This window comes from Exiguobacterium sp. SH1S1, from assembly GCF_004337245.1.
Classification (GTDB): domain Bacteria; phylum Bacillota; class Bacilli; order Exiguobacteriales; family Exiguobacteriaceae; genus Exiguobacterium; species Exiguobacterium aurantiacum_A.
Genome location: NZ_SJUZ01000001.1, coordinates 389961 through 412181 on the forward strand (window position 1 = coordinate 389961; position 22221 = coordinate 412181).

General features: G+C 50.1%; 27 protein-coding genes. 8 read left to right on the plus strand and 19 right to left on the minus strand.

Translation table 11 applies throughout. From position 1 onward, the window contains the following. Nucleotides 1-114: 114 nt before the first annotated feature. A complete protein-coding gene (locus tag EVJ23_RS02020; RefSeq protein WP_070329436.1) occupies nt 115-813 on the minus strand; it encodes a YtxH domain-containing protein in 699 nt (232 codons plus the stop codon). 21 nt (nt 814-834) lie between these two features. Next, nucleotides 835-1353: a DUF948 domain-containing protein gene (locus EVJ23_RS02025; RefSeq protein ID WP_070329435.1), complete on the minus strand. Its 519-nt coding sequence runs from the start codon at nt 1351-1353 to the stop codon at nt 835-837. Nucleotides 1354-1525: 172 nt separating this feature from the next. Here EVJ23_RS02025 and EVJ23_RS02030 point away from each other — a divergent pair, with 172 nt between their 5' ends. Further along, the gene (locus EVJ23_RS02030) at nt 1526-2638 is read left to right on the plus strand and encodes an aminopeptidase (protein ID WP_131463850.1); all 1113 of its coding nucleotides are present in this window, start codon (nt 1526-1528) and stop codon (nt 2636-2638) included. A gap of 40 nt (nt 2639-2678) precedes the next feature. Here EVJ23_RS02030 and EVJ23_RS02035 read toward each other — a convergent pair whose 3' ends face one another. The 6 genes from EVJ23_RS02035 to EVJ23_RS02060 form a co-directional block, all read right to left on the minus strand. Then, a complete protein-coding gene (locus tag EVJ23_RS02035; protein ID WP_016508447.1) occupies nt 2679-3131 on the minus strand; it encodes a Dps family protein in 453 nt (150 codons plus the stop codon). A 103-nt stretch (nt 3132-3234) separates the two neighbouring features. Next, nucleotides 3235-4542, minus strand: coding sequence for a UDP-N-acetylmuramate--L-alanine ligase (gene murC, locus EVJ23_RS02040; protein ID WP_070329432.1), 1308 nt, complete (start codon nt 4540-4542; stop codon nt 3235-3237). A gap of 86 nt (nt 4543-4628) precedes the next feature. Beyond that, on the minus strand, nt 4629-5513 hold the full coding sequence (locus EVJ23_RS02045; protein WP_131463852.1) for a hypothetical protein: 885 nt from the start codon (nt 5511-5513) through the stop codon (nt 4629-4631). A gap of 54 nt (nt 5514-5567) precedes the next feature. Next, a complete protein-coding gene (gene ytpR / locus EVJ23_RS02050) occupies nt 5568-6188 on the minus strand; it encodes a YtpR family tRNA-binding protein (RefSeq protein ID WP_070329430.1) in 621 nt (206 codons plus the stop codon). Between the two features lie 48 nt (nt 6189-6236). Further along, nucleotides 6237-7031 carry a DUF1444 family protein gene (locus EVJ23_RS02055; protein ID WP_070329429.1) on the minus strand — a complete coding sequence of 265 codons (795 nt, stop codon included), beginning with the start codon at nt 7029-7031 and terminating at the stop codon, nt 6237-6239. A 5-nt stretch (nt 7032-7036) separates the two neighbouring features. Further along, the gene (locus EVJ23_RS02060; RefSeq protein ID WP_070329428.1) at nt 7037-7348 is read right to left on the minus strand and encodes a thioredoxin family protein; all 312 of its coding nucleotides are present in this window, start codon (nt 7346-7348) and stop codon (nt 7037-7039) included. 114 nt (nt 7349-7462) lie between these two features. On the opposite strand from EVJ23_RS02060, the gene EVJ23_RS02065 reads away from it, so the two are divergent. Continuing rightward, the gene (locus EVJ23_RS02065) at nt 7463-7795 is read left to right on the plus strand and encodes an MLKL N-termimal domain-containing protein (protein WP_016508496.1); all 333 of its coding nucleotides are present in this window, start codon (nt 7463-7465) and stop codon (nt 7793-7795) included. A 65-nt stretch (nt 7796-7860) separates the two neighbouring features. Here EVJ23_RS02065 and EVJ23_RS02070 read toward each other — a convergent pair whose 3' ends face one another. Both EVJ23_RS02070 and EVJ23_RS02075 read right to left on the minus strand, forming a co-directional pair. After that, the gene (locus EVJ23_RS02070) at nt 7861-8877 is read right to left on the minus strand and encodes a PTS sugar transporter subunit IIC (RefSeq protein WP_131463854.1); all 1017 of its coding nucleotides are present in this window, start codon (nt 8875-8877) and stop codon (nt 7861-7863) included. 128 nt (nt 8878-9005) lie between these two features. Continuing rightward, on the minus strand, nt 9006-10079 hold the full coding sequence (locus tag EVJ23_RS02075) for a M42 family metallopeptidase (protein WP_070329426.1): 1074 nt from the start codon (nt 10077-10079) through the stop codon (nt 9006-9008). A 136-nt stretch (nt 10080-10215) separates the two neighbouring features. On the opposite strand from EVJ23_RS02075, the gene EVJ23_RS02080 reads away from it, so the two are divergent. The 4 genes from EVJ23_RS02080 (at nt 10216) to dhaM (ending at nt 12570) form a co-directional block, all read left to right on the plus strand. Next, nucleotides 10216-10518 (plus strand): PepSY domain-containing protein, encoded by a 303-nt coding sequence (locus EVJ23_RS02080; protein ID WP_016508468.1) that lies wholly within the window; start codon nt 10216-10218, stop codon nt 10516-10518. 103 nt (nt 10519-10621) lie between these two features. After that, nucleotides 10622-11599, plus strand: a complete 978-nt coding sequence (gene dhaK / locus EVJ23_RS02085; RefSeq protein WP_071397850.1) for a dihydroxyacetone kinase subunit DhaK — start codon at nt 10622-10624, stop codon at nt 11597-11599. Between the two features lie 19 nt (nt 11600-11618). Then, the gene (gene dhaL / locus EVJ23_RS02090; protein ID WP_071397851.1) at nt 11619-12209 is read left to right on the plus strand and encodes a dihydroxyacetone kinase subunit DhaL; all 591 of its coding nucleotides are present in this window, start codon (nt 11619-11621) and stop codon (nt 12207-12209) included. Between the two features lie 16 nt (nt 12210-12225). Beyond that, nucleotides 12226-12570, plus strand: a complete 345-nt coding sequence (gene dhaM / locus EVJ23_RS02095) for a dihydroxyacetone kinase phosphoryl donor subunit DhaM (RefSeq protein WP_255569939.1) — start codon at nt 12226-12228, stop codon at nt 12568-12570. A 143-nt stretch (nt 12571-12713) separates the two neighbouring features. On the opposite strand, the gene EVJ23_RS15180 is transcribed toward dhaM, so the two are convergent. From EVJ23_RS15180 to trmB, 3 genes are all read right to left on the minus strand, one after another. Further along, nucleotides 12714-12941 carry a hypothetical protein gene (locus EVJ23_RS15180; protein WP_161566997.1) on the minus strand — a complete coding sequence of 76 codons (228 nt, stop codon included), beginning with the start codon at nt 12939-12941 and terminating at the stop codon, nt 12714-12716. A gap of 155 nt (nt 12942-13096) precedes the next feature. Beyond that, nucleotides 13097-13606 carry a hypothetical protein gene (locus EVJ23_RS02105; RefSeq protein WP_233589570.1) on the minus strand — a complete coding sequence of 170 codons (510 nt, stop codon included), beginning with the start codon at nt 13604-13606 and terminating at the stop codon, nt 13097-13099. A 105-nt stretch (nt 13607-13711) separates the two neighbouring features. After that, on the minus strand, nt 13712-14359 hold the full coding sequence (gene trmB, locus EVJ23_RS02110; RefSeq protein WP_131463856.1) for a tRNA (guanosine(46)-N7)-methyltransferase TrmB: 648 nt from the start codon (nt 14357-14359) through the stop codon (nt 13712-13714). A 136-nt stretch (nt 14360-14495) separates the two neighbouring features. On the opposite strand from trmB, the gene cydS reads away from it, so the two are divergent. Beyond that, entirely contained in the window at nt 14496-14606 is a 111-nt protein-coding gene (gene cydS, locus EVJ23_RS15440) for a cytochrome bd oxidase small subunit CydS family protein (RefSeq protein WP_438802343.1), read from the plus strand. 45 nt (nt 14607-14651) lie between these two features. Here the strand turns inward: cydS and EVJ23_RS02115 are convergent, their stop codons facing one another. The 6 genes from EVJ23_RS02115 to pepV are packed head-to-tail and all read right to left on the minus strand — an operon-like array spanning nt 14652 to nt 21667. Continuing rightward, nucleotides 14652-15446: a phosphotransferase family protein gene (locus EVJ23_RS02115; protein WP_070329440.1), complete on the minus strand. Its 795-nt coding sequence runs from the start codon at nt 15444-15446 to the stop codon at nt 14652-14654. A 50-nt stretch (nt 15447-15496) separates the two neighbouring features. Beyond that, on the minus strand, nt 15497-17662 hold the full coding sequence (gene pulA / locus EVJ23_RS02120) for a type I pullulanase (RefSeq protein WP_201739211.1): 2166 nt from the start codon (nt 17660-17662) through the stop codon (nt 15497-15499). A 17-nt stretch (nt 17663-17679) separates the two neighbouring features. Beyond that, nucleotides 17680-18519, minus strand: a complete 840-nt coding sequence (locus EVJ23_RS02125) for an NERD domain-containing protein (protein WP_071397856.1) — start codon at nt 18517-18519, stop codon at nt 17680-17682. Then, on the minus strand, nt 18489-19064 hold the full coding sequence (gene thpR / locus EVJ23_RS02130; RefSeq protein WP_131463858.1) for an RNA 2',3'-cyclic phosphodiesterase: 576 nt from the start codon (nt 19062-19064) through the stop codon (nt 18489-18491). Before thpR ends, EVJ23_RS02125 begins: the two co-directional genes overlap by 31 nt. A gap of 6 nt (nt 19065-19070) precedes the next feature. Continuing rightward, complete coding sequence (locus tag EVJ23_RS02135) at nt 19071-20222, minus strand: MFS transporter (RefSeq protein ID WP_236633689.1); 1152 nt, start codon at nt 20220-20222, stop codon at nt 19071-19073. A gap of 59 nt (nt 20223-20281) precedes the next feature. Beyond that, on the minus strand, nt 20282-21667 hold the full coding sequence (pepV, locus tag EVJ23_RS02140; protein WP_131463862.1) for a dipeptidase PepV: 1386 nt from the start codon (nt 21665-21667) through the stop codon (nt 20282-20284). 306 nt (nt 21668-21973) lie between these two features. Between pepV and EVJ23_RS02145 the strand changes: the two genes are divergently transcribed. After that, nucleotides 21974-22195, plus strand: a complete 222-nt coding sequence (locus tag EVJ23_RS02145; protein ID WP_083274163.1) for a DeoR family transcriptional regulator — start codon at nt 21974-21976, stop codon at nt 22193-22195. The last annotated feature ends 26 nt before the right edge of the window (nt 22196-22221 follow it).

A 22221-nucleotide genomic window follows, 5' to 3' on the forward strand; every position in this document is an offset into this window, starting at 1 on the left:
CCGTTCTTTCCAGAATCTTAATTATAGCGAACTTTATTCGCTTTGTCATAGACAAATGGGCTGTGACACAAAATCCACAAAAAAAGTGTCCGGATTGTCCGGACACTTGACGCATTATTTATTGCCGTTCTTCAAGTCGTTCTTCAATTCTTTCAGCTCTTGTTTTGATTCATCGTCGAGCAAGTCTTTGACAGGTGCCTCGAAATCCGACTCATAGTTCGTCGACTCGTCGCGACTATTCTTCGGCTCTTGCTTGCTCGCATTCGACTTATTCGTGTTCGATTTGTTCGCATTCGAATTGTTCGCTTTCGAGTTTGACTCGCCTTTTGATTGGGCCGATTCTGGTTTAGCGTCCGTGTCAGCTTGTTTTGTTGCTTCGCTTGACGTCTCTTCTGCTGCTTGATCGAGCTGTTCTTTCACTTCGGCTTCCGCTTCCGCGACGAGCTGATCCGCTTTTTCCATCGCTTCTTCGATTGAGAGTTCATCTTCGTCGACTTGCTGTTTCAGTTCAGCAGCCTCGCGTGCCTTATCTTTGACGAGATTGAGGACCGGAGCAGCCTTGTCGCTCGCTACTTTGATCCATTCCCCGACGACCGGCTCAGCTTTTTCACGTACTTCTTTTGATTTGACGGTCAAGCGTTCACGTGAAGTCGATGTTTTCTCATCGAGATAAGTACGTACTTCGCGTCCACTTTTTGGCGAGGTGAGCAAGGCAACGGCTGCACCGATGATACCGCCGAGGACGACGCCGGCTAGGAATCCGCCGCTTGATTGCTGATCTTGATTTGTTTGGTCTTTTTTAACGTATGTCATAATATATCCTCCTTGGGCTTGTTATGATTTGATTGTATCGTCTGTCGCGATTAATCCTGGTGAGACCGACGGCGTGTCTTGCTTACGCTCCCGGCGGCCACGACGGCGTGACGGGCGCTCTTCTGAAGAAGTTTCTGTTTTGTTTTTCTTGAATAATTCTACTGCGACCGAGCCCCAACGTACAGCTTGGGCAATCTGGTCTTTATTTTCGTCTGCTGCCACGTGAACCGATGAAGAAACTGTTCGTACCGACTCAGTCACTTCATTTAGCGAAGTACCAAGTTCGTCGAGGGCATGTGCCACCGGTGCGAGCAACTCTGTCTTCTCTTCCACGTTATCTACGAGACGGTTCGTCTTATGTAAGAGCGCCGTCACTTCCATTGTGATGCCATCTAATTGACGTTCTAAATTTTCTGTCGTATTCGCGACGCTGCCGAGTGTGCGATTGACGTTCGACAAGACGCGAGCCAAGAAAAATACGAGTACGACAAATGCAAGTGCTGCGATGAGCCCTGCAATGCCTCCTAAGGTGATTTCCATTCGTCCATTCCTCCTGTTCGATTATGTGGTGGTTTCATTATAGCACCATTATGACTGAAAAGATTTGTCACTACCGTTTTCGCCATCCGGTCTGATTATTCCTTTACCCGTTTTTATGTTTTCGATTACACTAAAATAGAAATAAATTAAAAAAAGTTTAAGGGGTGTTTGTATGAGAGATCCAAGAATCACGCAATTGGCAGACGGATTGATCAATTATTCAACCGAATTAAAGCCAGGCGAACGCGTTCTCATCGAGAATTTCGGCGTCGAGGAGTCGCTCGTCGAGGCACTTGTCGAAAAAGCGTACGAAGCCGGGGGGCAGCCGTTCGTCTTGTTGAAAGAAAGCCGTATCTTGCGGAAGTTATACACGCAAGCAAGCAAGGAACAACTCGAGTTGATGGCCGACATCGAACGCAAGCAAATGCAAGCGATGGACGCCTATATCGGTCTCCGTGCGGGTGATAACATTAACGAGCTGTCGGACGTTCCCGCCGAGCAACAAAAGCTTGTCGGCGCCACAATCGGTAAAATGCATACGGAAGATCGCGTCAAAGGGACGAAATGGGTCGTCTTACGTTACCCATCACCGTCAATGGCCCAACTCGCCGGAAAATCGACGGAGGCGTTCGAAGACTTCTATTTCAACGTCTGCACACTCGATTACGGCAAGATGGACCGGGCTATGGACGCACTCGTCACGCTCATGGACCAGACCGACCGTGTCACGATTAAAGGACCAGGCACGGAGCTCACGTTCTCAATCAAAGACATCCCAGCCATCAAGTGCTCAGGTCAAATGAACATCCCGGACGGAGAAGTGTTCACCGCACCGGTCAAAGATTCAATCAACGGCGTCATCACGTACAACACGCCATCGCCGTACCACGGTTTTACGTTCGAGAACGTGACGCTGACATTTAAAGACGGAAAAATCGTCGAAGCGACGGCGAACGATACCGAGCGCATCAATGAAGTGTTCGATACGGACGAAGGAGCTCGTTACGTCGGCGAATTTGCGATCGGCGTGAACCCTTACATCCAACACCCGATGAAAGATATTTTATTCGATGAGAAAATCGATGGCAGTTTCCATTTCACCCCGGGACAAGCGTATGACGATGCCTATAACGGCAACAACTCTTCCATCCATTGGGACCTCGTCAATATCCAACGTCCTGACTATGGCGGCGGTGAGATTTGGTTTGACGACGTCTTGATCCGGAAAGACGGCCGTTTCGTCGTCGACACGTTACAACCGTTGAATCCAGAAAACTTAAAATGAACAAAAAAAAGGTGCGCCTCCAAATTGGCGCACCTTTTCGTTATAGTTTCGTCTTTCTGCCGAGAGCAGCAGACATCATCCAAATTTCTTTTTCGAGACGCTCGATGTGGGAAACGAACGTATCTTCGATCGCTTCGTCCCCGTCTTCAAAGTTTTCCATCGCATCTTGCATCTCTTGACGAATTTGTTTGAAGTCATTGATCACGTCTTTGATCATTTGTTCTGTATCGGCGTGACGATCACCTTCTTGTAGTGTCGAGTGCTCTAAATACTCTTTCATCGTCGCATACGGTTCCCCGTCATTCATGAGTAAACGCTCGGCGACATCGTCATACAGCTCAGCGACCAAGTTGTAAAGCTCCTCTAATTTTTCATGGTATGTGAAGAAGTGAGGTCCGCTAATATACCAGTGGTAGTTATGAAGTTTGACGAATAATAGGCCGTAGTTGGCCACCTCTTTGTTCAACGTATTCAATGAGCCTTGGCTTGCCATCCTTAACATCTCCTTTTTTGTGTTCAGTCGATAATACTATTTCCTTCTTTATTCGAGTTTAAACACAAAAAAAAGCGAATGGCCCGGGCCATCCGCTCACAACTTACGCTTCGAGTTTGACGAAGTTCTCATACTCGCGTTGATACGTCTGAATATCTCCTGCTCCCATGAACAACAAGACCGCATCACGATGTTGACGGAGAACGCCGACATCAGGACGTTTCAATACGTTCGCACCGTCGATCCGCGATTGAAGGTCTTCGATCGTGACCGTTCCTTCTTGTTCTCGGGCTGAGCCAAAGATATCGCACAAATAAACGGCGTCCGCTTCGGCGAGTGATGACGCGAAGTCATCCATAAACGACTTGAGACGCGTGTACGTATGCGGTTGGAAAATCGCGACGACTTCCCGTCCGGCGTACTTTTTACGTGCCGCTTCGACGGTGGCACTGATTTCGCGCGGGTGATGCGCGTAATCATCGATCAGGACTTGCCCATCGAGCGTCGATTCACTGAAACGGCGTTTAACGCCGTTGAACGTCTCGAGGCGCTCTTTCACAAGATCTTTCGATAAGTTCTCGTAGTCGCACGTCGCGATGACGGCAAGGGCGTTCAAGACGCTGTGGTTACCATATCCCGGAATGCGGAACGTCCCATAGAAATCGTCACGCAAATAGACGTCAAACGTCGTCCCGTTATCCGTCGAGTTCACGTTTTCGGCACGGAAATCGTTATGGGCACCAAACCCGTAATAGACGATCGGCACGTTCGCTTGAATCTGTTGAAGATTCTCATCGTCACCACAAGCGATAATACCTTTTTCCACTTGTTTCGCCATTTCTTGGAACGCATCAATGACATCGTCTAAGCCAGAGAAATAATCTGAATGATCAAAATCGACATTCGTCATAATCGCATAGTCTGGGCGATAGTAAAGGAAGTGACGCTTATACTCACACGCTTCAAACACGAAGTTTTTCGAGTCTTCCACGCCTTCGCCCGTACCGTCTCCGATCAAGAATGACGTCGGCTCAATCCCACGCATGACATGAGCGAGCAGACCCGTAGTAGACGTCTTTCCATGCGATCCTGTGATGGCGACACTTGTATAATGATCCGCTAGTTCACCAAGGAACTCGTAATATTTATAAATCGTCAAACCGAGCTCACGCGCGCGCAAGATTTCAGGATGATCGTCAGTGAACGCATTTCCTTGAACGACGATTTGACCTTCAGTAATATTTTCAGGATCAAACGGAAGAATTTCGATACCTTTCCGTTTCAATGCTTCTTCTGTAAAAAATGTTTTGTCAACGTCCGAACCTCGGACTTCATTGTTCATATCATTTAAAATTTGAGCTAAAGGACTCATGCCCGTTCCTTTAATTCCGACGAAGTGATAACGGTTCATCTGTAAATAGCCCCCCTAATTCATTGCGGTTTGCAGAAAAAGCGACAAACCTTTGTCATTATAGCAAAACTCATGGAGTCGTGCTATTACAGATTATTGTTTTTTTGAGCAAGGCGTCGGCTGCGGTACATCGCCATCCGGTCTTGCGGAGTCATCATGACGTTCAATGGAGGGCTATCCGCTTTGTAAGACACGTTGACAGCAGGTGTCAACTCGGCTTCGTCAAGAGCGTGAAAGGGCTCGTCGGTATCGGTCTGTAATGTTTTTGCAACATCCTCGACGACAGGAGCTACTTCTTCGACCGATGTCACTCCGATTGAAACGTCCGTTGAAGCTGCCTCTTCTTTTTCTTCACGGACGACGATCTTTGACGTTTTCAAATGGGTCGAACCCATGAACACCGAGGCAAAACCGTCTTCTAAAATAGATACGTCTCCGAGTAACGGTTTCAGATCACTCGACGAGTCGGATGCGTTGTCGGCCTCCGACACAGAAGACTCATCAGCGCTCACGTCAGACGTTTCCTGGGAAATAGTCGCCTCTTCTGGCTCAGAAGGCTCGGCCACAGTCTGATGTTCTGCCGAGATCGTTTCCTCTACCACGAATGGAGACTCCACCGACTCGTTCACTTCCACGACAACCTCGTCTGGAACGAAAGGTTCTGTAACTTGCACAGGTTCGTCGACGACTATTTCCTCGGTAACAGGCACTACAGTCGATGGTTCTGGATCAATATCAGGCTCGCTTTGATTGATGGACAGATCGTCCCTCGTCTCGGGCGAATGCTCGGTCGGTAAGTTGATCTTTGGTTTCGGTCGCGCATATCCATAAATCGGAGATGGGACGTCAGACGGAATGAACTCGCCCGTTGGTTCAGGTTTTGGTGCAGGCGCACTCTTCTTCCCTTCTTGGGATAGTTCGCGCCGAATTCGCTCTGCTTGCTGTTTTAATGAACGTTCATATGCATCCATAGTCGATTCCTCGCTTTTTCACTCAATCCTAATTTAGCAAAAAATCGGTCGAGTTTAGCGACCGATTTCAAATGCTTTCCCTACTTCATATTCGTCATCTAACACTAAAATCCCTTTTTCTTGCGGTGCATCAGGAAGGTTCAACTCGCGTGCTGAACAAATCATCCCGTGCGAGCTCTCGCCACGGAGTTTAGACGGCCGGATAATGAGACCAGACGGCATGACCGCTCCTGGTTTCGCGACGACGACCTTCTGCCCGGCCGCAACGTTCGGTGCTCCACAAACGATTTGAACCGTACCTTGATCGATCTCGACTTGGCAGATCGATAATTTATCCGCATCGGGATGTTTCTCAGCCGATTCGACATAACCGACAACGAACGTCGGTGTGAAGTCGACGCCCGATAAATCCGCTTCGATATTTTGCTTACGTAAAATGACACCGAGCGTCTCAATCAATTCTGCCGTCAAGTCGACCGACCCATGCCAGTCACTGACATTGAAATAATTACTCGCATTGAACACGTTGTAGCCGTTCACTGATCCGTCCGCCGCTTTAACGATGGCGACATCGTCTTTTCGTTCGACGACTTGATGATGGCGATCACCTTCTTTTAACAACACCATGAGAACATCGCCAATTCCTTCACGGTTATAAAAAGCATTAATTTGCATACGTAAATACGCCCCTTCTTTCAAACTAGACACAAATAGTTTAGCAGATTATGCGTCCGTTGGTGGGTTCTTTTTTCCAACAATAAAAATTGGTTCGAGAACGCCGTCCTCATAATGAAACGCAAGAGCTGTCACCGGGATGCGTCCGTTCGTAAAAAAGTCGAACATGAGCTGTTGCATCACGTCGTATCCTTGATCGTTCCGGATATCGGCGATGATCATCACATCTTGATGCGGCACCCCGACTAACATGTCTCCTTCGATTCGTCGATCCATGACCCGTAAAAATTCGTCATTGAGGATACGAGACGCCTCGTAGCCGTCACGGGCAGATAGGAAATAGAATTTGTTGCCGGCGACATCGTCTTCTTTTAAGTCGGTCGGTAACTTTTTCACGTTATCCCGCGCCACTTGATCGACTCGCTCTTTCGTCATCGTCGCATTCAAATGCCGCTCTTCAATCAAACGATACCCGTTGCCAAGGTCGAGGGCATAGTAGATGGCCGTCTCCGCCGTATGCGGTGTCATGACGAGCGCTTGTCCGGTTTTTGTTTCTGTCGAGAACGAACCGGCCCGAATGACCGGGAAAATTTGGGCTTCATTGCCGACTAATTCAATCTCTTGGTCGGCTGTAAGGGCCGTTTTTATATATTCGACGACTTCTTCAACCGCAACATTGCCGCGAACTTTTGCTTTGGCAACAAGTGGGGCCAGTCGAATGTTGACGCCGAACCGGTCAGCTGCCCGTTCGATTCGCAACACTTCATTTTCTCTGTCATAAGACGTCCGATACCCGTCAGTGAATTGACGTTCGATCGCTCGACGCAGTTCATTCCGTTCCATCTAGATCACCCTAACTCGCTAAGAAATGCTTCGACTTGCTCCGGCGTTTTACGTTCGCGTCCGACATAGCGGTCCACTTCTTGCCCACCGTTAAAAGCGACAAAACTCGGAATTCCGAAAATATCGAGTTCTTGTGCGAGCTCCATCCATTCGTCACGGTCGACGTAGTAGAACGTCCACTCATTGAACTTTGATTCAAGTTCGGGCATGAACGGATCGAGGAAGCGGCAATCGCCACACCATGTCGCCGAGAACATAAACACAGTCTTTCCTTGCTTCGCTTCCGTATATTCAGTCATCGTTGTCAGTCGTTTCATCTTCATCACTCCTGTTCTATTTTCCTCGTTAATGATAGCATAAGTCCGTTCTCACAATCCGCTCTCGTGTTTTGCTATAATCAAGGGCGAAGACTATTTGAAAAAGGTGACGATATGACAAAATGGACGCGTGAACAATTAAATCCGGATATGAAACACCCACTCGAACAGCTCGTCGGCGCCGTCGGAATGCTCTCTATTCTCCGCTACGGGTACTTGTTCATCGATACAGATAAGACACGAAGTCAGATTCTCGTTTGGCTCATCGTTGGATTCGCCATCATTTACATCGTAGAACGTGGATTGAAACGCCTTGTCCGCTACTTGCCGATTGTCAGGAAACGTTTTTTACTTCCCATCTACGCATTGATACTCACGCTGTTCTTCGTCAGCTTTAGAATCCCGCGCGAAACCGTCGAGACCGTCCGTAACTTCTTCGGCTGGTGATCTGCTCGGCGTCAAATGAATAAGCGTCTCGCAACTTGGCGAGACGCTTATTTTTGTGTGTCGGTTCAATATTCGATTTTCATATCATTCGGCTGAATCCGGTTCATCCGGGTCAATACTTGATATACCGCATAGCTGAGTATGGCCGGACCGACGATCAAGAAACCGAAGACGACGATCAACGTATGCCAACTGAAGCCCATCGTTTCGAGCATGACGATCGGACCGACGAGGCCGCTCGTCCCCATCCCGGCTCCGGCCGCGACACTCTCTAATTCAAACAACAAGATGGCGATCGGGGCTAGCACCGCACCGGCAACCGTCGGGGGCAGTAGGATCCATGGATTTTTGACGATATTCCCGACTTGAAGCATCGACGTGCCGATCCCTTGAGCAACCGATCCGCCGATGCCGTTGTCACGGTAACTCGTGATCGCGAACCCGACCATTTGGGCCGCACAACCGACCGTCGCCGCACCGGCGGCGATCCCGCTAAGCCCGAGCATGAGCGCGATGGCCGCGCTTGAAATCGGGGCCGTCAACGCGAGACCCATGAGCGTCGCGACGATGACGCCCATAACGAGCGGTTGTTGTTCAGTCCCCCACTCGATCCACGTGCCGAGTTGGGTCATGAACAGACCGACATATTTCCCGATATACGTCGCACTCAAGTAGCCGATCGCGATCGTCGTGAATGGCGTCACTAAAATATCAAGCTTCGTCGACTTCGAAACGAGTTTGGCCAGTTCGACCGAAAGAAGCGTCGCGACGTAACTACCCGCCGGCCCGAACTCATAGCCGAACGTCCCGACGACGAGCGCTGAAAACAAGATGAGTGGCGGAGCCTGGAGCGCATAGGCAATTGCAATCCCGATGGCTGGTCCCGTCAAACTTATGGCGACGTCTCCGATTTGTTGGAGTGTATCACCGAGACCGCTAACGCTCGTGCCGAGCAATTGTCCGCCAATCGTCTTCATGATCAACCCGATAATGAGTGTACTGAATAATCCGAGTGCCATATAGCTGAGCGCCGTCACAAAGTAGAGTGACGGGCTGAGCGTGATCCCTTTCTTCTTGAGCATGGGATTCACCCCTCTTTCTATTGTCTTGTCAGTCGTAAAGTTTCTGTCTTCACACTTTTATCAGTATAATCTTTTCCCGGTAAATATCAACAGAAAAAAACGCCACTCGGTTAAAGTGGCGTCGTTCATTAACGGGATGCGCGAAGCGTTTCCATCGTCGAGCGGTCTAACCGTTTGACGAGCGCTTTTAGAAGCGCTTTGGCCGCATCGTAGTCATCCGTGTGCAAAATCGAGGCGTGCGTATGAATGTAACGGGCTGCGACGCCGATGACGGCGGTCGGCACACCTTGCCCACTCATATGGATACGACCTGCGTCCGTCCCACCTGGTGACACGAAATATTGTGTCTTAATGTTTTCATCTGACGCTGTATCGAGCAAGAAGTCACGCATCTCAGGAGACATGACCATGACGCGGTCAAGAATCCGGATGAGCGCGCCTTCGCCGAGCTGACCGAATTCCGTCTTATTGCCGGAAGCATCATTGGCTGGCGACGCATCGAGCACGAGCGCGACGTCCGGCTGAATCATCTCGGCAGCCGTCTGGGCCCCGCGCAGGCCGACTTCTTCTTGGACAGTCGCACCCGAGAACAAAATGTTCGGGTGATCTGCTTTGGTCGTTTCTTCGAGCAACTCGACGGCGAGACCGACGCCGTAGCGGTTGTCCCATGCTTTGGCCATAATTTTTTTCGGATGGTGGAGCGGAGTGAATTCACTCGTCGGCACGGCAGGAACTCCTGGCCGGACGCCCCATGACTCCGCCTCTTCTTTTGAGTCGGCACCAATATCGATGAACATCTGCTTGATTTCCATCGGTTTGTTCTGTGCCTCAGGCCCGAGTAAATGCGGAGGCGTCGAGGCGACGACACCCGGGATTTTCCCGTTCGATGTTATGATGTCGAACCGTTGTGCCATCAGCACTTGGCTCCACCAGCCGCCGAGCGGTTGTATGTACAGCATGCCGTTCTCTGTGATCCGTGTGACCATGAACGCGACTTCATCCATATGACCGGCGACCATGATGCGTGGTCCCGACTCGTCCCCGACTCGTTTCCCGAAGATTGAACCGATTCCGTCCGTCATCACTTCATCGACGTGCGGGGTGATCCGATCGCGGACAAATTGCCGAACTTCTGATTCGAAACCAGGCGCTCCTGGCAATTCTGTCAACGTCTTAAATAATTCTCTCGTTTTTTGTTCCATTTTATTTCATCCTTTCACTCGTTCTGGTCTCATTATATACAGAATATTTCGATGGAAGCGAATGCTTTTCATTCCAATGGGGTACAGGTTTTGGTACGATGTATGTGATAGCCATAGTTCAAGGGGAGGTAGTCATATGAAGAAAAGGTATTGGTTAGTTGGAATCGGGGTTGCCGTCGTTGCCGCACTTATGACGAAAAAAGTGTTAGATGAACGAAGCTTATCGGCTGAAGATGCGCTCGAGTACACGAAACGGGCATTCTCAGCGAAAGGTCACGTCCAAGGCGCATGGATCTCGGCATCACCAGAGATTTATACTTATGACGGTCGTGAGTATGATGTTTACAAAGGCGGGATTTCGGTCCTCGAGAGCGACGAAGAAAAAACGTACCAATTCACGGTCGATTCAGAGACTGGCGCTTTACTTGAATATGCATGAAACAAAGTCGGCGAAACAATTCGCCGACTTTTTTGTTTAGTCCGTTCGAAAGAGTGGAAAATTGAGAATGGTAGTTTTCAAACTTAAAAAGGAGTGATCCCACGTGAAAAAACTGATTGGTGAAGCAAGTGAACTTGTGTCGCAAATGGTCGAAGGGATGGTCCACGCCCATCCTGAACTGTACGGTCGCGTCGAAGGGGTGAACGTCATCTGCAGAGCGGACGGCGCCAAGTCCGGAAAAGTCGGACTCGTCTCAGGTGGCGGAAGCGGGCATGAACCTGCACACGCCGGTTACGTTGGCGATGGGATGCTCGACGCCGCTGTCTGTGGTGAAGTGTTCACGTCCCCGACCCCAGACATGGTACTCGAAGGCATCAAAGCGGCAGACGGCGGCAATGGTGTGTTACTCGTTGTCAAAAACTATGCTGGTGATGTCATGAACTTTGAACTAGCCGGCGAACTCGCCGACGCCGAAGGGATCAAAGTCGATCACGTCGTCGTCGCTGATGACGTCGCGATTGCGAATAAAGAAGACCGCCGTGGCGTAGCGGGCACGGTGTTCGTGCATAAGATTGCCGGAGCCGCAGCAGCGAGCGGGAAGTCATTGGAAGAAGTGAAAGCGCTTGCCGAGAAAGTCGCATCTCACGTCCGCTCGATGGGAATGGCGGTCGAGCCGTGCTACATGCCCGTGAGCGGTAAACCCGGCTTTGACCTGAACGAGGAAGAGATGGAAATCGGAATCGGGATTCACGGCGAGCGCGGTGTCGAACGGAAACCGACGACCGACGTCGATTCGATTGTCGACGACCTACTCGAACATTTGACAAAAGAAGTCGAGCCTGGAGAAGTCGCCGTCATGGTCAACGGTATGGGTGGGACACCGCTGTCTGAGCTTTACGTGACGTACCACTTCGTTGCCAAAAAATTAGAAGCAGCTGGTTACACGTTAAAACGTAAATACGTCGGTAACTATATGACATCTCTCGAGATGCATGGTTTCTCCATCACCCTGTTACCGCTCGACGATGAATTGACAAGTTATCTTGACGCGCCATCAGCGGCGCTCGGTTTCAAAATCTAACAAACGAGGTGTTTAATCGATGTTGACGATTGAAGGGTTCAAACAAGCGCTACGCCATGCCCAATCTGAGATTGAAGCGAATAAAGATACACTGACAGACCTAGACCGGGCGATCGGGGACGGTGACCACGGCATCAATATGTCACGCGGCTTTGATGCGGTCGTTGCGATCCTCGACGATGAGTACGCTTCTCTCGGTGAGTTGAGTAAGAAAGTCGGGATGACGCTCATGTCAAAAGTCGGTGGTGCGGCCGGTCCACTCTACGGTTCGGCATTCGTCAAAGCAGCACCGAAATTTGGTGACGCGACCGAGGCCGACTTCGCGCTCGTGAAAGAAGCGCTAGAGGAAGGGACGGCTGCGATCAAAGCTCGTGGCAAGTCCACCGCCGGGCAAAAGACAATGGTCGACGTCTGGGAGCCATTTTTAGACGGTTTGAGTGAATCAGATGATTTCACCTCAAAGTTGGATCATCTCGTCAATGAGACGGAGGGGATGCTCGCGACGAAAGGCCGCGCCTCATACTTCGGAGAGAACTCTCGCGGTACAATCGACCCTGGCGCGTTGTCCAGTTCAATCGTCTTGAAAGCGATCATGAAGGAGGTCGATTGACATCGTAGAGCTCATCATCGTTTCGCATAGCGCTAAAATTGGTGAAGGGATTCAAGATTTGATGAAAGAGATGGCTCCAGCCGTTCCGATTCATCTTGCGAGCGGACTAGAAGACGGCAGTATCGGAACCGATGTGACCCGTATCCTCGAGGCCATCGAAACCGTCGGCAAAGAGGCACTCATCCTGTCCGATATCGGATCGGCGACGATGAACGCTGAGCTTGCCATCGATATGTATGAAGGCGATAAGAAAATCAAGTTCTATGACGGCCCGATTGTCGAGAGCGCGTTCGTCGCAGCCGTCTCTTCAGGAAACGGCATGGGTCTTGATCAAATTATGGAACAGTTGAAAATGACGTAAAAAAAGAGCCAATTCGCGAAAAGCGAATTGGTTCATCTTTTTTTATGTTCGATGACCTTGAGGCGCTCTGCCCGGCACAAGATTGAAAAAATGGTATGTATACAGTCTCTCCAGGCCAGTGAACTGGCCAACTTCTTCATGTTTTATGCGGTGGCTGCCATAAGGTTGGCGCGATGGACGATGGAAAAGTCGACATGGCGGTCAATCTTACGGACGAGGTGGTTTTTCGGGACCACCTGGTCTAACGAGGCTTCGGTGCGGATCGGTTCATGATGATTCCCTTCCTGTTCGGAGGCGGTGACGGTCCATACATACCGTTTTCCGTTTTCATCGGTTCTAAGAACATATCCAGGGCTTTTCTCGTCGGCCATCGAGGCCTCAGAAAAAGACAAACGGCCGCCAGATGGCGACCGTTTGCGTTGCTCGTCCGACGGCGCCCCGACTCCTGCAGGAAAGCGTGGGCGCCGGAAGGACGAGCGATTCTATTGATGTTAGTCAACAAGCTGAAGAGCCTCTCGGCTCTTTTTTAACGTGGATTATCGTTTTTCTCATAAATCGGATTCATGTAATCTGTCGTCGAGTAGAAGCGTGGTACGACGAAGAAAAGAATGAGCGCCGGAACCGCGATTAAGAGCAACATGATCAAGACCGGCAGCCAGTAGATGATCTGTTGACCGAGCATGTCGATGTTCGCGTCCGAAAACTCGGTCGCACCTTCGACTTCGACAAGGTCAGCCGTTGCAAGAATCTTGTTGTCCGTCGCATCGTAATAATGGAACTCCGTCTTACGTGTGATGAAGATGCCGTCACGTACCGTATCGAGTTCGACGACCGCTGCGATGACTTCGTTGCCGTTCGAGTGCGTGAGCGTCTCTTCTTTGACGATTTTAGCCGTTCCTTCTTTATAGTCGTAATGCGTCGCTTTCAAATCCTCTTCGAGTGCGTCTAAGAACGCCTCGTTTGCCGAGGTATTGAGTGGTGCGATTGTTAGAATGAAGATTACTGCAAGCAGGCTTGCCCATGCTTTTTTCAACATCCCCATATTCCCCCTTCTCTAATTCCAATTTAGCGTCATTCCTATTGTACCAAGAAGAAAGAAAAAAGTGTGAAGAAAATGCTATCAAAATAAGAAAAAAGCGTGTCAAATTTTCGGTCGGAACGCTGCTTCCATCCGGTAGATCGGCTGACCCATGGCGCTGAAGCGCTCTTCGTACTCGGTACGAACGTTGTCACCCGGTTCGTTTGCGTGCAAATCGAGTGAAATATCCGTGAAGTACATGCCGTATTGGCTCATGCTCTCGAGCGAATATTCGAACAGACTTCGGTTGTCTGTCTTAAAGTGGATTTCGCCCCCGCGAGGCAGAATCGCTTCGTATGTGGCTAAAAACGTCTTATACGTCAAGCGACGCTTCGCATGTCTCGTCTTCGGCCAAGGGTCCGAGAAGTTCAAGTAAACGCGGTCGACTTCCCCTGCTTCGAAGTAATCGACGAGTTGCTTCGCATCGACGGTCAAGACGCGTACGTTTGGCATCGGCGTTTCGACGAGTTTTTGGACGATCGAGACGGCAACGCTCTCGAATAGCTCGATGGCGATAAAGTTGGCGTCCGGGAACTGTTGGGCCATCCCGAGAACGAATTGCCCTTTCCCAGAACCGACCTCGATAAAGAGTGGATTGTCGTTACCGAATTCGGTTTTCCAACTCCCTTTCAACTGTTCGGGATTCGTGATAAATACATGTTCTTGGGCTTGCATATAGTCTTTAGCCCAAGGTTTATGGCGTAAGCGCATTGAAATCCTACCTTTCGTTCATGAAATGTTCAAGTTTCTGCTGACTGAGCCGCTTCACGCGAGCAGTCCCCTTGCGATTATACACGAAATCATTGTTTAATGAACATGAATCATCCCTCACAAGGAGGTTAAATCAATGAGCACGTTAGATCAATTCTTAATCTTTTATGCGGCCCCGCTCACGTTTTTCGGCGCCGTCATCGCTACGTTCGTCTGGGCGTACTTTATGAAACCTGAAGATGTCTGATGTATATCGAAAGGGATGACTCACATTCGTGAGCCATCCCTTTTTTCATTGCGTCCGTTCATCCGCTTCGTCGAGAAGCTCACGAAGCACGGTCAAACCTTCAGCTCTTGCCATGGCGCTCTGTTCACCATAGATGGTCAACACCGTCTGGGCAATCGCGTACCAGTGCATCCGGTAATGAAGATCGGCGGTCAGCGTGATCCCGTAATGGCTGAACCACTCTTCCCAATCGACTTCATCGACATAGCTATAGACGACCATCGCCAAATCAAACGCGCGATCCGCGATAATGGCGTCGTCCCAATCGGTCAAATAAAGAAGTCCCGACTCATCCTCAATCCAATTATTGTGATTGAGGTCAGAGTGACAAACGACCAGTTCGCGCTCGTCATCGGGCAGCCGATGGTCTGATAACCAACGGACCGCCTCATCGATCGTCTCATCTGCCTCATCTTGCTCATAGGCGGCACATTGCCGGTACAACAGTTCTGAAGTGACCGGTGTATGGTTTAACTGCTGTAACATGAATAATAGCTCTTTCGAATGATGGATCTTTCCGAGTTGCGCCGCCACTTCGGAACGCTCCATGTCGGCAGGCGATAACTCGCGACCTTCGATGAACTGTTGGGCACTGAGAACGTCTCCGTTGAACATCCGCTTCGTCCACAATAGTTTCGGGACGATGCCTTCGGCGGATAGAATCGCTAAAAATGGAGACGAATTCCGTTTAACAAAGATTTTTTGTTGGTGCGTCGTCGCTACGTACGCTTCACCCGTAATCCCGCCTGCGGAAGCCACTGTCCACTCTTCACCGAGGGCACCGATTATATCTGAATACATGTTCATCACGCTCAAATCTCATTGGAAGTTAAAAAGATACAATCACAATATTAACACGCGATAATCGTCATTGACAACGACTCGACTTGAATCTGACTCGGGTTTCGAACAATCGGTGTCAAACTCGCCTTATCCCCTTGCACGTATACGTTCCAGTCGCCTTCTGCTTGGAACGTCACTTGCTCGAACGTCCCGTTCAAATACACACGCACTCGCTGCCAAGCATCGTAAGAATGGCTTGCTGTCAGTTCGTAAGCGATCACACCAGGCGGCGACGGGAGAAACTTGAACTGCTCGACTACTTTTTGCCGGGTATCATATCGGAAACACGTGTGGCGCCGGCGTAACTTGAGCAGCGTTTTCACATACTCCACTTCTGTCGCCCGACTGTCACGAAGGTCCCAATCAAAATGATTGATCCGATCAGGGGCGTTGTAGCTGTTCTCTACGCCTTGTTTCGTCCGACCGAACTCTTGTCCGGCGTGAAGGAACGGAACGCCTTGTGATGTGATGACGATCGCTGTGGCCAGCCGTTGCATCCGTAACCTCGTCGTCTCATCCGTATCCTCACAAGCGAGCAGCAATTTATCAAACGTCGTATAGTTATCGTGCGCTTCCACATAATTGATCGTATATTGCGGACTCGGGAACCGACCGACGGTGACGTTCGGAATCTGAACGGCACCGGTGATGCATTCACGAAGTTCCCACTCCCGCCATTCGTTCCCGGATACGAAGCCGCGCTCGCGCTCGTTGAACGAGGAACCTTTCAGCGCATCTCGCATCATATCGTTAAAATGACCAATTCGTGGCATATGCGCCGCATTGTGGGAAGACGCCTTCAAGGACGGGCCGAGCGGTGTCGCCAAATCCCAACCTTCTCCATAGATCAAGATAGACCTGTCGACTTTATCAAGCGACGTCCGAACTTGGTTCATCGTTTCCACATCATGGATCCCCATCAAATCGAATCGAAAACCGTCAACTTGATACGTCGTCGCAAAATAAGTGATGCAATCGACAATCATGCGACGCATCATATACCGCTCAGACGCTGTGTCATTCCCGACACCGGTACCATTTGCGACCGTTCCGTCGTGCTCATACCGGAAATAATAATACGGCACGAGCGCTTCGAGCGACGACTGTTCACGAATGAACACATGGTTCATGACGACATCGACGACGACGCGCATCCCGGTTTTGTGTAACTCATTCACCATTCGGGCATATTCGAGCACTCTTGTTGTCGGGGCGCTTGGGTCTGAGGCGTAGCTCCCTTCTAAAGCGAACCAATGAATCGGGTCGTACCCCCAGTTATAAGGCATGCGTGTCAACTCGTCGACGCTGCCGAAGTCATGCACCGGGAGCAATTGTAAATGTGTGACGCCTAACTCTTTCAAGTAATCGAGACCGGCACTCTTGTCACCGGTCGTCCGAATCCCGGTTTCGACGATGCTGCCGTACAATCCGTTTAGACGGCTCGTCGAAGCGGGGTGGCTCGTGAAGTCGCGGATATGAAGTTCGTAGATGACGGCGTCAGTCGCTTTTCGGAGCGGCGGCCGTAACACCGGTTCAACGTGTTTCGCAATCTCGGCTTCGACATCGACCAATACGCCAAATTCGCCATTCAGGCTGACGGCTTTCGCGTAAGGGTCGACGATATCGTTCGTTTCGACCGGTGTTTTGACTTGAAGACGGTACAGTAAACCTTCGTAACCTTTTGGCACCTCGGCATGCCAGACGCCGCGGCTACCACGCGTCATCCGAAATCGCTCGATTTCCCGATGCGTGTCTTCATCATGCACCGTCACCCAAATCGAGAAAGCGACAGGTGACCAGACGAATACGTCAATCACATTTATGCCAAAGAGGAGTCCGAGCGGTCCATCGTAGGCGTATCTGCGTTCAAATTCATTCGTCTGGACAATTTCTCTCGGGACGACCACGATTGTTTTATGTCCAGGATGAAATACGGTATAAACCGATTCCAGCGTTACCGGGCGCGCGAGACGGATGTCCCGTTCAATCGTCCCGGCCTCAGTTGATCGTTCTTCGAGCACCACGTAAGTAACAGGGCGCCCATTTTGTTCGATTTGTACTGGAATGGACTCATATTCGGCGATGACTTCGAGTCGAACCGTCTCAAATGAGAGGAGCGTTGCCCGCTCGATTGTCACATGCGTTGTCGCCTGTTGATCAGGTGTGTGATACATACTCGTTCCATCCTCTCCTACTGATCCAAAAATTGTCGAAACGGCATCTGTGCTGTCGTATCTAGAAGTTTCGCCACATCTCGAATTTGTTGGGCTTTCACGATGGATGCCCTCGCATTGACTTGTTTCATCCATTGGTCGTAATCCGACCGTGAAACAAACTGGGTCGCGCGTGTCTCCGGCACATGATCGAAATAGCCGTTCGGAGCCAACGCCACTTTTTGGATGACCCCATCATAGGACGGAAGAAACTGCCTTACGATTTCTTCGGTGCGTGTCAATGCGATGAGCGGATTGACTACACGTTTATTTTCCCCTTTGAGTGGTTGATGAATCCAAGTCTTCTGTTTCGATACGTGATAGATGCTGCGGTCACCTTCAAGCCATTCAACGAGATAAATATGCGACGGCCCAACGATGATATGGCTTAGTTCAACCATGGCCCCGTTCCACTCGACGACAGGACGATACATGAAAAAGTGATGCTCGTTCCATTCTGTGAGCATATGCCGATAACTATAGTCCCGCAAAAAAGCTAATAGTGGCATATCCGCTTCTGTTGCCCCTTCGCACGCAAATTGAAGCTTTTGGATGCGGCGCCGGTTTGTGAGCAGCGTTTGAAATTGTTTTTCCGTCAACGGGTTCGCTTCGAGCTCGATGCGCTCCGTACGACGCCAAAATTTCCACCACGGGTTTTCAAACTCCATGATTTCCGGCGGAGTTAGCCGATTTGAGTCGTAGAGTCTGCGCATTCGCGCCGTATCGGATTCGATATACTCTTGAAAACGATTGAATTGATCGAGCATGTTCCGTTCATATTTAGAAATTACGTCAAAAATTTTAATCGGGATCGCCATGTGTCCTCCTCTGAATGCGCTAGCGGAAATACTTCAACTGCTTCATAGGCAGGAGTCTTTGTCGGATTGATTCGATAGAGCACTACTTCTGTGATTGCTTCTTCCACGTCAAACGCAGGTGCGATATAAGGGATCCGCTCGCCGGTATCCCATTTCTTTGCAAGGGTGACGTGTGCTGCGAACGGTTTCCGATCGATTGCTGAAATCTCTTCTGCCAATTTGCGCCGAAGCGTACTGACGAATGTCGAAAGCGCTACAGACGGATTCGGGATGATTGTCAGCACGCGCGGACGATCGGGTCTCCCAAAATGATCAATCTGCTGAAAACGTAACGTGAATGGCGCCGTTTCGTGCGCCACGTCTCGAGTAATCTCTTTGACTGCCTCTACTTGGTCATCGTCTAATGCCCCTAAAAATTGAAGCGTCAAATGAAATTCCTCTGGTCGATAAACGCGGCGATAGGAATAAAACGGTAAGATGTCCCGTTGGATTTGTTCAAACTGTCGCGCTTCGATTGGGAGCGCTATAAAATAATGTGTCGACATCGCTCGTCATCCTTTCTCACGGAACCGTCTCAGTCCCAAGAATAAAATCGCGCCGATGACACTGACTGCTGTGTACATCCAAAATACACCGATAATGCTGTCTACTTCAATGATAATCCCGCTCAACTGATTGAATGCGGCCGTCGCCAAGCCCGATGTGACAGCCATATAGACGCCAATCGCTGTCGAGGTGACGTTTAAGCTGACGAGACTTCGGACAAACTGAAGTGCAACCGGAATGAGCAATCCGACGACGAGTCCTTGAACGATGGCGAGCAACCAAACGACCCACAACGACGGTTCGAGTGCGAGCCAACCGTTCCGAAGCGCTGAAATCAAAGCTGCCCCAGCGAGTACGTTGACAGTGCCGAGACGTGCGACAATTTGATGCGCCACTTTCATAAACGGGATCTCACAGAGCACCGCCACTAAAAACAACGTCCCGACGAGCGTCGTCGAGCCGCCGATGCTCGTCACATAAATGCCAAAGTAGTAGTTGTTTGCGTAAATCGGACCAAAGACGAGCATGCCGCCGACTAAAAACGCCACGAACGGTGCATTCCAAATGGCTGACCAAGCGAACGGGGCTGCTGTCGTCGTATGGGTTACACCCGTATCCGTAATTTGCTTCAAGGCGACGGTTCCGACGACGAGCACGATCGCACTAAGCAGAAACGTACTCGATAACCCCCATGACGTATCCGCAATCCGGCCGATCATGAAGACCGCGATAGCAAACCCGGCCGAGCCGAACAAACGGATGGCTCCGTAATCGACTTTAGCGCGGGACGTGTAATCGAGCGTCATCATATCGACGAGCGGAATGTGGGCACATTGAAATATCGACCAGACTATCATCAACAGAATGATCCAGACGTACGATGTCGCAAATAAAAATGTGATTGAGATTGCCGCAGCCGCAATCATTGCTAACATTAACCAGACGCGGGTTCGGCCCGTGCGGTCGGCCAGCATGCCCCAGAGTGGTTGTACACCAATCGATAAAATGGGCAAGATAGCGACGATCGTCCCGACCTCACTTGGTGACAAATCAAAACGTGCTTGTGAGAAGAACAAGGCCATGTAAGGGATGAGGGCGCCTTGTGCGAAAAAGATGGCGACATAAATCGATTGAAACGATTTTTTTTGCTGGTTCACGTTCAACTTCCTTCCTAACAGACAGAGAGCCGACCGATGCAGTCAGCTCTCAAAGGTTATTATTTAGCGAGCTCGTAAATTGCTTCCGCATAGATTGCGGCCGCACGTAATAAATCTTCAACTTCCATATACTCGTCGACCTGATGGGCGACATCTTTCGCTCCCGGGAACAACGCGCCGAACGCGACGCCGGCTTCGAGCGAGCGGGCATACGTACCGCCTCCGATTGCCATCAGGTGCGCTGATTCACCAGTTTGGCGCTCATAGACGCCTGCTAATGTTGTCACGAGCGGATGGTCTTCCGAAACGTGGTGTGGCGGCATATGGTGTTTTGTCGTCAATTCGAAACCGAATGACAACGCGATTTCTTTCAAGTTTTGCAGACGTTCCGTGAACTTTGCCGTATACGGGTAACGGATGTTGACCGTCGCCATCCGCTCCGTGTCGTTGTAGCGGAAGACGCCACCGTTGATCGTCAAATCCCCGGTCTCGTCGCTCGCTTCAATACCGAGCGAGATGCCGCGTGAGTCCGCAAAGACGTGACGGACGAACTCGATGTAGCGCTCACCTTGAATATCGAGCGCGAGCGTGAGCAGGAAGCCTGCGAGCACGTAGGCCGCGTTCACCCCGTTGTCTGGTTCCATCGCGTGGGCCGCGACGCCTTTTATTGTGAACGTGTACATCCCTTCTTCAAAAACACACGTCCCGTCCGCTTCATACTTCTCGAGATACGCCTCGAATTGGTCTTCGAGCACTTCATTCGTTTTCAACACCGCTGTCGCAACGTCTGGCACCATGTTCGGGCGTTCCCCGCTGATGAACGAGACGAGGTGATGTTTCGTTCCCGTGCCGTGCTGGATCGGAAGTTGCTTGAGCACGCCATCGTATAGACCTTTCTCGGCGTTGATGATCGGGAAATCGGCGTCAGGCGCAAACCCATACGTCGGCATCTCTTCTTGTTTGAAGTACTCACGGACGCAACGCCACTCGCTCTCTTCGTCACAGCCCGCAATGAGCCGGACCCGTTTCGATAGTGGCAAACCGAGCTCTTTGACGATCCGCAGTCCGTAATAGGCAGCCATCGTCGGCCCTTTATCGTCATTGCTACCGCGTGCAAAAATTTTGCCGTCGGTGATTGTCGGGTTGAACGCCCCATACGTCCACCCGTCCCCGGCCGGTACGACATCGAGATGGCACAAGATGCCGACGAGTTCTTCACCTTCGCCGTATTCTAAATGTCCCGCATATCCGTCGACATCCTTTGTAATAAAGCCATCACGTTGACCTAGCTCGAGCATATAGTCGAGCGCTTGACGGACTTCTGGGCCGAACGGCTCGTTCGGTCCTGTTTTCGATTCGTTTAACACGCTCGGAATTGTAAGTAATCCTTTAAGATCGTTTAAAAACGCATCTTTTCGTAAGTCGACTTCTTGTCTCCAGTTCATGTCAATCTCCCCTTTGCGAATGTTCTCTCCCTTATTAGTATATCCAAATGTCAGAAAGACGAACATTTATTTCGAAAATAATTTTTCGTTCGTCTTTCAGTTATATAATCGATGATTTACAGTTCTTTCATTCGATATTTACGTTCATAACATGTTCTTTACATTGAAATCGTTCGTTCTTTTCTCTTGCTTTTCTGTTTAGGAGCGTTATACTTAAGATGTAATTTTAGAAAATAACAATTTCATATTTCATTCGTCGTCCGTCGGTTTCGTCTTTCACCATTCTACGCATTGGGAGGTCATCCAATGAAAGGTTCAACAGATCGTATGCTAACCCGTATTAAGTCGATTTATTTATTTATCAACGAAAGGGATTGCGTTACCACTTCAGAACTAGTAGAAGAGTTCGGCATCACATCACGCACTGTCCAGCGTGATTTGAACGTACTTGAATACAACAATCTTGTAGAAAGTCCGAGTCGCGGCACGTGGACGTCATCGAAACGTTCACTGAAGACGGCAAATTGAATATAATTACAAGGGGTTCCGCGAGC

Excerpts from the sequence above, each read along its gene's own strand:
- EVJ23_RS02025 (WP_070329435.1), bottom strand. The coding sequence starts at position 1,353 with ATGGAAATCACCTTAGGAGGCATTGCAGGGCTCATCGCAGCACTTGCA.
- cydS (WP_438802343.1), top strand. The coding sequence starts at position 14,496 with ATGAGCACGTTAGATCAATTCTTAATCTTTTATGCGGCCCCGCTCACG.
- EVJ23_RS02020 (WP_070329436.1), bottom strand. The coding sequence starts at position 813 with ATGACATACGTTAAAAAAGACCAAACAAATCAAGATCAGCAATCAAGC.
- EVJ23_RS02115 (WP_070329440.1), bottom strand. The coding sequence starts at position 15,446 with ATGTATTCAGATATAATCGGTGCCCTCGGTGAAGAGTGGACAGTGGCT.
- pulA (WP_201739211.1), bottom strand. The coding sequence starts at position 17,662 with ATGTATCACACACCTGATCAACAGGCGACAACGCATGTGACAATCGAG.
- EVJ23_RS02035 (WP_016508447.1), bottom strand. The coding sequence starts at position 3,131 with ATGGCAAGCCAAGGCTCATTGAATACGTTGAACAAAGAGGTGGCCAAC.
- dhaL (WP_071397851.1), top strand. The coding sequence starts at position 11,619 with ATGTTGACGATTGAAGGGTTCAAACAAGCGCTACGCCATGCCCAATCT.
- EVJ23_RS02070 (WP_131463854.1), bottom strand. The coding sequence starts at position 8,877 with ATGCTCAAGAAGAAAGGGATCACGCTCAGCCCGTCACTCTACTTTGTG.
- EVJ23_RS02080 (WP_016508468.1), top strand. The coding sequence starts at position 10,216 with ATGAAGAAAAGGTATTGGTTAGTTGGAATCGGGGTTGCCGTCGTTGCC.
- EVJ23_RS02045 (WP_131463852.1), bottom strand. The coding sequence starts at position 5,513 with ATGGATGCATATGAACGTTCATTAAAACAGCAAGCAGAGCGAATTCGG.
- EVJ23_RS02125 (WP_071397856.1), bottom strand. The coding sequence starts at position 18,519 with ATGGCGATCCCGATTAAAATTTTTGACGTAATTTCTAAATATGAACGG.
- pepV (WP_131463862.1), bottom strand. The coding sequence starts at position 21,667 with ATGAACTGGAGACAAGAAGTCGACTTACGAAAAGATGCGTTTTTAAAC.
- EVJ23_RS02055 (WP_070329429.1), bottom strand. The coding sequence starts at position 7,031 with ATGGAACGGAATGAACTGCGTCGAGCGATCGAACGTCAATTCACTGAC.
- thpR (WP_131463858.1), bottom strand. The coding sequence starts at position 19,064 with ATGTCGACACATTATTTTATAGCGCTCCCAATCGAAGCGCGACAGTTT.
- EVJ23_RS02105 (WP_233589570.1), bottom strand. The coding sequence starts at position 13,606 with ATGTTGAAAAAAGCATGGGCAAGCCTGCTTGCAGTAATCTTCATTCTA.
- EVJ23_RS02030 (WP_131463850.1), top strand. The coding sequence starts at position 1,526 with ATGAGAGATCCAAGAATCACGCAATTGGCAGACGGATTGATCAATTAT.
- EVJ23_RS02065 (WP_016508496.1), top strand. The coding sequence starts at position 7,463 with ATGACAAAATGGACGCGTGAACAATTAAATCCGGATATGAAACACCCA.
- EVJ23_RS02145 (WP_083274163.1), top strand. The coding sequence starts at position 21,974 with ATGAAAGGTTCAACAGATCGTATGCTAACCCGTATTAAGTCGATTTAT.
- ytpR (WP_070329430.1), bottom strand. The coding sequence starts at position 6,188 with ATGCAAATTAATGCTTTTTATAACCGTGAAGGAATTGGCGATGTTCTC.
- trmB (WP_131463856.1), bottom strand. The coding sequence starts at position 14,359 with ATGCGCTTACGCCATAAACCTTGGGCTAAAGACTATATGCAAGCCCAA.
- murC (WP_070329432.1), bottom strand. The coding sequence starts at position 4,542 with ATGAACCGTTATCACTTCGTCGGAATTAAAGGAACGGGCATGAGTCCT.
- EVJ23_RS02075 (WP_070329426.1), bottom strand. The coding sequence starts at position 10,079 with ATGGAACAAAAAACGAGAGAATTATTTAAGACGTTGACAGAATTGCCA.
- EVJ23_RS02060 (WP_070329428.1), bottom strand. The coding sequence starts at position 7,348 with ATGAAACGACTGACAACGATGACTGAATATACGGAAGCGAAGCAAGGA.
- EVJ23_RS15180 (WP_161566997.1), bottom strand. The coding sequence starts at position 12,941 with ATGGCCGACGAGAAAAGCCCTGGATATGTTCTTAGAACCGATGAAAAC.